General features: G+C 49.0%; 7 protein-coding genes and 1 pseudogene. 5 read left to right on the forward strand and 3 right to left on the reverse strand.

The annotated features are described in order from the left end of the window. Window positions 1–93 precede the first annotated feature (93 nt). Window positions 94–1,347: an FAD-dependent oxidoreductase gene (locus NK638_RS10480; protein ID WP_274632981.1), complete on the forward strand. Its 1,254-nt coding sequence runs from the start codon at window positions 94–96 to the stop codon at window positions 1,345–1,347. 36 nt (window positions 1,348–1,383) lie between these two features. Then, a complete protein-coding gene (locus NK638_RS10485; RefSeq protein ID WP_274632982.1) occupies window positions 1,384–2,625 on the forward strand; it encodes a PIN domain-containing protein in 1,242 nt (413 codons plus the stop codon). 5 nt (window positions 2,626–2,630) lie between these two features. On the opposite strand, the gene NK638_RS10490 is transcribed toward NK638_RS10485, so the two are convergent. Then, window positions 2,631–3,542: a lysine exporter LysO family protein gene (locus tag NK638_RS10490; protein WP_274632983.1), complete on the reverse strand. Its 912-nt coding sequence runs from the start codon at window positions 3,540–3,542 to the stop codon at window positions 2,631–2,633. A 196-nt stretch (window positions 3,543–3,738) separates the two neighbouring features. On the opposite strand from NK638_RS10490, the gene NK638_RS10495 reads away from it, so the two are divergent. The 3 genes from NK638_RS10495 to NK638_RS10505 all read left to right on the forward strand — a co-directional run bounded on the left by NK638_RS10495 (window position 3,739) and on the right by NK638_RS10505 (window position 8,621). Beyond that, on the forward strand, window positions 3,739–6,390 hold the full coding sequence (locus tag NK638_RS10495) for an alpha/beta fold hydrolase (protein ID WP_274632984.1): 2,652 nt from the start codon (window positions 3,739–3,741) through the stop codon (window positions 6,388–6,390). Beyond that, window positions 6,380–7,624, forward strand: coding sequence for a patatin-like phospholipase family protein (locus tag NK638_RS10500; RefSeq protein WP_274632985.1), 1,245 nt, complete (start codon window positions 6,380–6,382; stop codon window positions 7,622–7,624). The genes NK638_RS10495 and NK638_RS10500 overlap by 11 nt, the downstream gene beginning before the upstream one ends. A gap of 169 nt (window positions 7,625–7,793) precedes the next feature. Further along, the gene (locus NK638_RS10505; protein ID WP_274632986.1) at window positions 7,794–8,621 is read left to right on the forward strand and encodes an SDR family NAD(P)-dependent oxidoreductase; all 828 of its coding nucleotides are present in this window, start codon (window positions 7,794–7,796) and stop codon (window positions 8,619–8,621) included. Window positions 8,622–8,662: 41 nt separating this feature from the next. Here the strand turns inward: NK638_RS10505 and NK638_RS10510 are convergent, their stop codons facing one another. Together NK638_RS10510 and NK638_RS10515 are read right to left on the reverse strand one after the other, a co-directional pair. Further along, window positions 8,663–9,565 (reverse strand): phosphatidate cytidylyltransferase, encoded by a 903-nt coding sequence (locus NK638_RS10510; protein ID WP_274632987.1) that lies wholly within the window; start codon window positions 9,563–9,565, stop codon window positions 8,663–8,665. Between the two features lie 132 nt (window positions 9,566–9,697). Then, window positions 9,698–10,308 (reverse strand): annotated as a pseudogene (locus NK638_RS10515) (L-aspartate oxidase); the annotation flags it as partial.

Genomic DNA, 10,308 nt, shown 5'->3' on the forward strand with positions numbered 1-10,308 from the left:
CCCTAAAGTGATGCGCTATTTTTAGCCCATTTAGATAATTATCAAGTGAATTGAAGATACGCCCTAACACGTCCTGATATCGAGAGCTAACTTATGACAAACAACCATACACTCATTATCGGCGGCGGTATCGTCGGTGCGACGCTGGCGCTAAAGCTGGCACAGGCCAAAATGCCCGTGACCTTAATCGATGCGCGTCCTGCTCGAGATGAGTCTGCATGGCAACAAATGCTTGGCAAGCGCGATGCCCGTGTTTATGCGCTGAGCCTCGCCAGCATTACGCTGTTAAAAGACATAGGCGCTTGGCAAAAGATAGCGATATCTGAGCGCAAGGCGGATTACTCGCAGATGCAGGTATGGCAGCTAAATGGTATGGGCGAGCTATTATTTGGCGATAGTGAAAGCAGTACGCCAGCGCTGCTTGGCAGTATGGTTGAACCAGCGGTCATCGAGTATGCCTTGTGGCAGCGTCTGTCTGAGGAGGATGTCAGTGATTATCTGACCGTCATCGCAGGGCAAAAAGTTGTCAATATGGACTGGCGCGGGACGCAGCAGGGCTACCGTGTGACGCTAGCAGACGGCGCTGCTATCGATACGCATCTGCTCGTCGGTGCCGATGGTCGCGGCTCGTTTGTCCGTCAGCAGGCGGCAATTGGGCTGGACACGCTTGATTATCACCAAACCGCGATTTGCTGTGCGATTCAGACTGCCAAGCCCCATCAAGCGACCGCGCGCCAAGCCATGCTACCGACCGGCACGCTGGCTCTGTTGCCCTTAGCGGATATCACTGATGAGGATAAAGCTACGCCGCAGCATTGGCAGTCCATTGTCTGGACACTGCCGCGCAATGACGCACTGGCTTTGCTCGAGGAAGACGAGCGCGTGATCGCTGATAAATTGGCCGCTGCCAGTCATTATGAGCTTGGCGCAATCGAGCAGATAGAGTCCATCGCCAGCTTTCCACTGACCGCGCAGCAAGCGAAGCGTTATGTACAGGACAATTTGGTGCTAATAGGCGATGCCGCCCATGGTGTGCATCCACTGGCAGGTCAGGGGTTAAATCTGGGTATGCTCGATGTAAAAGTATTGTGTGAGCAGTTGATGCATGACTTTACCCGTAGTGGTGGCACGCTGTGGGGCAGTAACCAAACCTTGCGTAGCTATGAGCGTCTACGCCGACCGCATAATAGCCTGATGATGCATAGCTTTTCGGCGCTTAATTGGCTGTTTGCAGGTTCGCTTGCGCAGATGCGTCCGATCCAGCAAATTCGCAGTGAAGGCATGTACCGCGTTGGCAAGATAAAACCACTCATGCGATTGTTTGCGAAGCAGGCGAGTGGGGTTTAAGGATGGTTGTGACAATCAAATAATAAGAGTATTTCGATGAAGCATATCTTAATTGATTATGAAAACATTCAACCCAAGAGTTTTGAGGGCATTGATACAAAGGAATGTCATGTATGGTTGTTTTTGGGCATACATCAGCAAAAGAGCTTGCCACTTGGGTTGGTCGAAGCATTACTCGAATTCAACAGCGATAATGTACATATCATCAAGATGCAGCATGCAGGTAAAAACGCTTTAGATTTTTACTTGTCTTTTTATCTTGGCAAAATATCTGAAATCGATGCACAGGCGGATGTGTGTATTTTGGCAAGAGACAGTGGTTACGATATCTTGGTTGAGCATCTCAACACTGTGTATGACGGTATGGCCATCACACGCGCAGGAGATGCCAATCAATTAAGCCTCGCCTATGAGGTAGAGAACACGATAGAGGCTGATATAGAACAAACTCAACTCATCTTTGATACCAGTCAAAAAGAAGTGTTCTATGACGATGCTAGCAGCGATGGTCTGATAGATACGAAGACCGCTACAGTACCAATCAGTGAAGAAAAAACACCTCAATCTATCATTCATGACTGCTATGTTTTGGTGTTCGATAGCATAGTAAATCGCAAGATGTTTTTGCCAAGCTATAAATCAAACCTACTCTCTGCGATGAAGAAATACGCGTTAGCAGAAGCTTTGGTTAAATTTGATGAAGCCGAACAAAACAATATCGTTGAAAAAGTTTTTGATAAATTTATCAAGAAAGGCCTGATAGAGCTCGATAGTAAAAACGAAAAACTCTGCTACAACACAGACAGTCAGGGTGTACTAAATTTAGTAGCCGAAAAAGTATTACTAAGTAAAGCTAAGACTATGACTGGATTAATCAACGTCATCAAACAAAAACTTGCCAGCTATCGTCAAAAAAACGACGAGTCACAAGTAAACCTAGTTATTACATGGCTAAAAAATCAAGGACTGATAAAGCAAAACAATCAAAAAGTTTGTTATCCAACCTTAGATGATTTATCAGTCCATAAAACAAAAACCAGTGTCAAAAACGTAAGTTCAAAGACGATAGACCAACGTACCGTATACCAATGCGCTATTGCATCTATTAAGGCTCGGCCTGTCAGCTCACGACCTGCAAAAAAATCGAGTTTAATCAATTATCTTAACAGTCATCTGCGCGATGAAGACCCTAAAACAATTGATAATATTGTCAAACAAATGATTGGCAATCAGGTTGTCACGATATCTAGTAACAACAAGCTTAGTTATAATATATAGTTAACTCACCCCAACGCCGAAAACGCCACCATCAGTACAGGCGAGACAATATTAATAATAAAGCCAAAACTAATCGCTAGTGGCACCACTTTTAGACCGCCAGATTGTTGGATAATCGGCAAGGTAAAGTCTAAACTGGTTGCGCCGCCAAGGCCGACCGCTGCTGATGGATACTTACGCATAAAGACGGGGATGAATAATAGCGCAAAAAACTCACGCACCAAGTCATTAAACAGCGCCACGCTGCCCCAAATCGCCCCATAAGCATCTGTCATGACGATGGCCGATAGCGAGTACCAGCCAAATCCAGACGCCAGCGCCAAGCCTTTTGTCCACGATACATCGCTAAACATCAGCGCAAAGACAAGCCCGCCTACCAATATCGAGAGGGTAAAGATAACGCTCATCTCCACGCCGCGGCGATTGAGCAGTACTTCTTTAAGCGTAATCCCTGAGCCTTTAAGGCCAATACCGACGAGTAAGATCAATATCATCAGCATGACGGTCATGGTGTTTTCAGGCGGCATATAACCTGCCGGTAAAAAATAACCAATCACCATGCCAATCACGACACAAACCACTTGTGCCAAGCTACCGCGGATACTGACGCGGTGCTCTTTAGATTTCGCTACTGGTTTTTTGGCTTGCCAAGGTTTTAGATGATCAAAGAGCATTAGGCTAAATAGCCCCGTACCTATGGTCAATATCGACAATATAATGACATACAAGGCAATCTCACCTATCTGACTGCCCAGCCCTTCCACTTGTGACAGCTCGATACCGATGAGCGCCAAGATAATAAACACCAAGTACGACAAGCCTTTATCCGCAAGCTTGGTCATTTTGGGATTCGAGGGGATGGCAAAGCCAATAAACATTGGCATTAATACCAGGACAAGGGTAATCAGGCTTTGCATATCGGCAGGCTCGCAGCGGTTTTAAACAAGCCGAAGATTGTATCATATTCATTTATAAATACGGCTATCCGCGCATGATATTCATCATAAAATAGAACGATACTGGCCGCGAATAGTACTTTTATATGCTTGGCTTATCTTTACCTGATCAACTTTTGTTGCTACATTAAGGCACTCAACCTCTGTGGTCAGCCCTATGTCGCTCTATCAGCTCAAATCTCAGTTTCAAGACCAGTTGCGTCCCATAAGCGATACATTGGCTAAGTCAGGATGCAGCGCCAATCAAGTGACGATATCTGCTGTGATACTCAGCCTAGGGACGGCCTATGTGATTGCCAAGCCTGCGGCTCACCATCAGGCGCTTTGGGCGCTGCTACCGTCGTCGCTGTTTGTGCGTATGGCGCTCAATGCCATCGATGGCATGATGGCGCGTGAGCATGCACAGGCATCTGCGCTGGGCGGTGTGCTCAATGAAGCAGGTGACATTATTGCCGATACGGCGCTCATCACCAGCTTGCTACCTCATAGCGCTCAGCCAAGCTGTCCATCTAAAAATGTGATTGACCAACAGGCTCATCAGCAGCGTCATGTCTTTGGGCTGATGATACTGAGTGTCAGCACTGAGCTGATAGCCATCGCCTGCGATGCTGCGGTGGGCGCTCGAGCCAATCAAGGGCCGCTGGGCAAAAGTGACCGTGCGTTTGTGCTGGGCGTGCTTGGGGCGGCAAAAAGCCTTAGTGTACCGATATCATTGTCTCATCGCTCAGCAAGTCCGTTTTTTATGCTAATACAAATACTACTGCTAAAAACGTGCCTCAATCGTCTGCGCTATATGGCCGCATTGTATCTACAGCGTCAGCCGCCTGTACCGCGCTCAGCCCATACTACTTTGGAGTCCCAGACCATGTCTTCTGATTTTATAAATATAAATGATACAGCGGCGCAGGATATGCCAGCCTCTTCTAGCGCGGCTACGAAGGTATTACAAGCAGCCGTGATAGAAGGCGAGAGCTGCTATAACGCGTATGATGGCACAGCGATTTATTACCGTTATTGGCTAACGATGCCTATTGAGCAGTTAAAAAACGCCGATCAGTGCTTACGGCAAGTGATTTTGTTGCACCGTGGTCATGAGCATTCAGGACGTCTGGCAGAGCTGGGGCAGCAGTTTGCAGCGGCAGGCTATCAGGTGTTTGCGTGGGATGCGCGCGGCAATGGCCGATCAGGCGGTATCAAAGATCATGCCGAGAGCGTCACCGAGCTTGAGCGCGATTTAAATGACTTTGTTCAGCTGGTGATGGGACAAACCGGCATCGCCATCGACGACACACTAATCGTCGCCAGTAGTATCGGTGCCGTGCTCGCCGCCGCGTGGGTGCATGATTATGCGCCCAACATCCGCGGCATGATACTCGGCACACCTGCGCTCAAGATTCGTCTGTATCTGCCTTTTGCCATACCGTCGCTAAAGGTAGCGCGTACGCTTGGGCTGATGTCACGCGTCAGCAGCTACGTCAAAGCGCAAGTACTCACCCATGACCAAGACGCGCAGCACGCCTACAATGCCGACCCGCTGATCTCTAGCAGCATCTCAACCGACCTGCTGATCGACACGCACGCGACCGGTCAGCGTCTGCTCGATGATGCAGAGGCCATCACCGTACCGACCTTTGTTTTGTGTGCTGGCAAAGACTATGTGGTGGATAAGCAAGCAGAGCGGACATTTTATGAGGCGATCAATAGTTCAAGCAAACGCTGGCAGCTGTATCCTGATAGCTACCATGCCATCTTTCATGAGACCAACAAAGCCGACGTGTTTGCCGACTGTCTAGCGTTTGCCGAGGAGGTATTTAGCACACCGGTACAAACAGCGGATTTAAGAGCGGCGCATTTGCATAGCGCTAGCAAAGACAAGGTCGATCGACTGGCCATCAAGCCATTTAATCCAAGCTTTGCGCTAACTCGGTTGGCGATGCAAAAATTTGGTCATGTCAGCGATGCGATCGCCACAGGGCTTGAGCGTGGCTTTGACTCAGGGCATTCGCTCGATCATGTCTATCAAAACCAGCCTAGTGGCCAAAACAAGTTTGGTCAAGCGGTTGATAAATTCTATCTTAACAACATCGGCTGGCAAGGCATTCGTATCCGCCGCGAGCATATATTAGAGCTGGCGCGTACCGCACTGACAGCTATCGAAGACAATAACCCCCAAGGTAAAAAACCAAGTAGCTCTAAGCGCTATCAACCAAAGCTGCTAGATATCGCCAGTGGTCATGGTTATTATGCATTTGATCTGTTGGCGGAATTTACGGGACTACAAGCTGAGCTGCGAGATTATGAGGTACATAATATTCAAGCGCTACAAGCAAAAGCTGAACGCTTAGGTATCACTGATCGAGTGGTGGTCAGGCAGCAGGACGCTTTTGACCCTGCCAGTTATACGCAGGCCGTGCAGGAGGATAGTGTCACCGCATCATCACTACACATGCCATCATCAAATAACGCAAAATCTGATGCAGGGTTTGATATCGCTATCGTCTCTGGATTGTTTGAGCTGTTTTCTGATAACCGCTTACCCGAGACTGCATTAGCAGGTATTTATGATAACTTAAATACAAATGGCTACCTGATTTATACCAATCAACCATGGCACCCTGAGCAAGAGTTTATCAGTAAAACCTTAAACAACCATCGCGGCCATGACTGGGTGATGCGTTGCCGCTCACAAGCGGAGATGGACCAGCTGGTCAGGCAGGCAGGCTTTCAAAAAGTCAGCATGCGTATCGATCGTTTTGGTATCTTTACAGTGTCGCTGGCGGTAAAGGTCGCCCCGCTCGATGACAAATAAGCACACAACATATGAGCGTGTGCAGCTGTTTTCGGGAGGCGGCTCGCGCTTTGCCTATTATCTGGGCAGTTATGCCGCGCTGGTCGCCCATGATTTGAGACCAGATATGATCATAGGTACTTGCGGCGGTAGCCTCTCGGCGTATTTGGTACATCTTGCGCCTGAGCCAAAAGACTTGCAAGCACTGCTGTATAGCCATGAGCTGTATACCGCCATTTGTGCAATCAGGCATGTCAGGCCAGATGAAGCAAATAGACGATTAAAAATGCGCTATATAACGCAGGCCATACAGCGTTGGCGCTTAGCAAGCAAGCAAAGCACTAAACCGCAACGCTCATCGCCAGCCAGCTATGAGCAGCTACTCGCAGAGCTGCAGCAATTGGCCATGTTTCGTATCGATGATGAGCGGTATTGGCTCGATGCGCTATCTGGTGTTGCCAATGAGCGTAATGAGCGTAGAGACAAGAGTGCCTGTGGTCATAAGCGTATTCAAAGCACCAAGCAAGCCATACCTGAGGTTGCAATCATCGCCAGCTGTCTGCAAAAAGCCTCTGGGATTGACAGCGCGTGGCCACCTGCCTCATATACGGCGGCGGGTCCAGCAGCAGTATTGCAAGAGTTGTTATTTGCCTCGCCGCGTGTGGCGACTATGATGTCGCTTGCTGCCGCCATGCAAGGCGAAGCTGACAATAAGATACGATCACCTGCGCATGCGTTTGCTGATGGGCGCATACCGCCGCATGTACAGATAGTGAGCCAGTGGAGGTTTGCGGACGCGATACGTGCGTCTATGGCCGATATGTACTATCTGCCACCTACCCATATTTCAACGCTCGGTTGGTGTTTAGGCGGTGTCATCAACCTCACGCCCGTTGAGCTGGCCTGTCAGCTGGGGCAAACGGTATTTGCCGAGAGCAAAGCGGGGTATGATACCTGGCTTGCTGCCCCAGCGATTAAGCGTGTCTTTGGTTTTGATCCCAATGCTCGTTTGGCACAGGTGCATGGCTATCATAGAGAGGCAAGCCATCGCCATACCGAGCCGCTGCATTGGTTGCCGTTTGCTGACAATGCCGAGCAGCTCGCAGGCCAAAGCGTGCAAAAGCGCTTTAGTATAAAGCAAATGACCGTAGCGTTGATTCATCGTGATTATGATGGTTTTGTGCAGCAAATGCAGGCGCAGTGGCAATATGGCTATCAGCGAACGAGCAGCTATATTCGGCAGCATGCGCTATAGTTGACCTACTTTAGCGCTACCGTTTTACAGGTGTACTGTGTTTATACCTTTGCTTATGCCTATACCGCCAGCGGCTACGCCACATTTATCCCAGTAGCGCGCTTACTTATAACGATGGTGTTTTGAACTGACGATATACGAATACCGCGATTTATGCCGAACCGATGATATGACAGATCTTAAACCAAACGCCTTAAAGCCTACCACAGCTGATGCACCGCACGTCATCATCGTCGGTGGCACCAGTGGTTTGGGGTTGGCATTGGCACGTCATCACCAGCAACTGGGCTGGCATGTGAGTGTGGTGGGTCACGATCGCCAAAAAATAGCGCAGATCAATCGTCAATATCCGCACATCATCACCTATCGCTGTGATCTGACTGACCGCGCCCAAACGCATGAGTTTTTGCAGCACTTATCTGCCATCACGTTTTATCGGCTGGTTTATAGTGCGGGCAGTTATACCAACGAGCGGGTGCGGACGCTCAATGCGGCAGACAGCACGCGCATGCTAGCGATTAACTTACAAGCATTTGAGCAGGTGTTTTGGTGGGCAAGTGAGCGACTAAAACAGCAGCCGACATCGTTTGACATGAGGCAATATGGCAAGCCAAGTCTCATCTGTATTGCCTCCATCGCTGGGGCGTTGGACTATCCCTATGCCAGCCTCTATGCCAAAAGCAAACGCGCGATGATAGCCACGGCCAGCGCCTATCGCTTGGCGCTGCGCCCGTATGATATTCAAGTAAACGGCATCGCCTCAGGCTATATCGATACCCAAGCGCTGCGTGATCTAAATGACGGTGACGCCAGTCATAAGCCATTTATCATCAGTACACAGACCGCCGTCCAGCATGTCATGCAAGCGATCGCTGAGGATACCGAGCTTGCCATATTTCCACGAGCGATGCGTTATATTATTTATGCCTTAAACAGTGTGCCCAAGCCGTTATTAGACTGGGTATTACGCAGCCAGCTTGATAAAAACAATAAGTAATGAAAAATGAGTAAAAAAACTGTCTTTGCAACAGGCTTTATTTAACCCAGTAGCCAATAAAGGACGGTAAAAATAGGCACGCCAATCAGCAAGCTATCGATACGGTCCAATACGCCGCCGTGCCCTGCTAGCATGGTACCTGTGTCTTTGATACCGTGCTGACGTTTAAACGCAGACTCTAGCAGATCGCCTGCGATACCGCTCACTGCCAATCCATAAGCGGCTAGCAAGCAAAGCCACCATTCAAATCCCGTCAGCCAGACCCCCAGTAGCGATGCCAGTAGCGCGGCACACATACTGCCAAAGATAGCGCCTTCAATGCTTTTGTTGGGGCTGATGCGCGGCGCTAGGCCACGTGAAAACAGACGATGACCAAGTAGGCGACCGCATAGATACTGTGCGATATCGTTAAATTGACTGGCAAATAAGACAAACAATAAGACACCATACTGCTCGCGTTGCCACGTCAGATGCTGGAGGGCAATCAAGCTGACAATCAAGGCGACAAATGCCATGCTCAATAACCCATCTAAACCCGTTGGGTGCGTGTATTGTGGAGTGGTCGCGCTAGCGGGATGGTCAGCAGAAGAGGTGGGAGTGACGCTTGGCTGCAGGCCGCGGCTTTGTAGCTTATGGATCAGTCGTGCTCTACTAGGTAGGCACCATATCCGTTTGATTTCGTAGCCACCGCGCAGACCGATCAGCACAAAAAAACCAATAAGCAGCCATTGATAGGGGTATCTGGACGTCAAAAGCTCGGCATGGCGATCTGCGATCTTTGCGATTGCATAGCAGCCAAAGAGCGCCGCCAGCATAAACCACCATGAGCGTGCGATCAGATAAATCTTCGGTAGGCGTCTGCGCAGGCGTGGTATGGCCAGCGCTCCCCATACCGCGCTAACCACCCCCATTAGCGCGATCACAAAGACGATATCAGAAGCCATACCTTTAAGATCCAAATGCCACCATTTTATGTCGCGGATTATGTCGCAACGCTTACAGCCGAATTGTTATGATAGCGTAAATGCTTCTTTAATCCTAACTATAGTTGATAAACTATATGGTATTAGCTGATATTAACCGGACTCCCGCATGGCTAAAGGTGGTACAGTTATTTTTTGCACATCCGCTGTTGTTATATGTGCTGTTGTGTCTATATCGTCAATAGTAGCAAATGCGGTCAGCGAGGGCGGCTCAATGACACTGGTCAAAGGTTTGCTCGCTAAGTTTGGATAGTCTTGTCTATAATGACCGCCGCGACTCTCATGACGCTGATAAGCCGACTGCATAATCAAAGCCGCTAACTGCAACTGCCTAGTTAATTGAACGTAGGGCAGCGTATGGTAAGAGATGACGTGGTCTTGGCTTTTAGTATCTATATGATCAAAGCTTCTACCACCGAGCTGCTGTTGCCACTGGCAGATTTGCCCTAGCGCTTGCTCAAGCTGCTCGGCGTTACGAGTGATACCCAGATGCGAGGTCATTAACGCTTTTAATTGGGTGGTTATGCCAGCAATCTCAGTATTTGTACTAGTGCCGACGTTGACGTTGACGTTGTGATGGTCGTTAGCATGGCGTTGGTACTCAATGGGCGATGGCAAGGTAATACGCTGATAGTCTGCCAGCATCGGCGAGGTCCAAATATCATAGATGGATTGCTCTGAGTTAATATAAATGGACGTGGCGT

This window comes from Psychrobacter sp. A3 (assembly GCF_028823565.1).
Lineage (GTDB): Bacteria > Pseudomonadota > Gammaproteobacteria > Pseudomonadales > Moraxellaceae > Psychrobacter > Psychrobacter celer.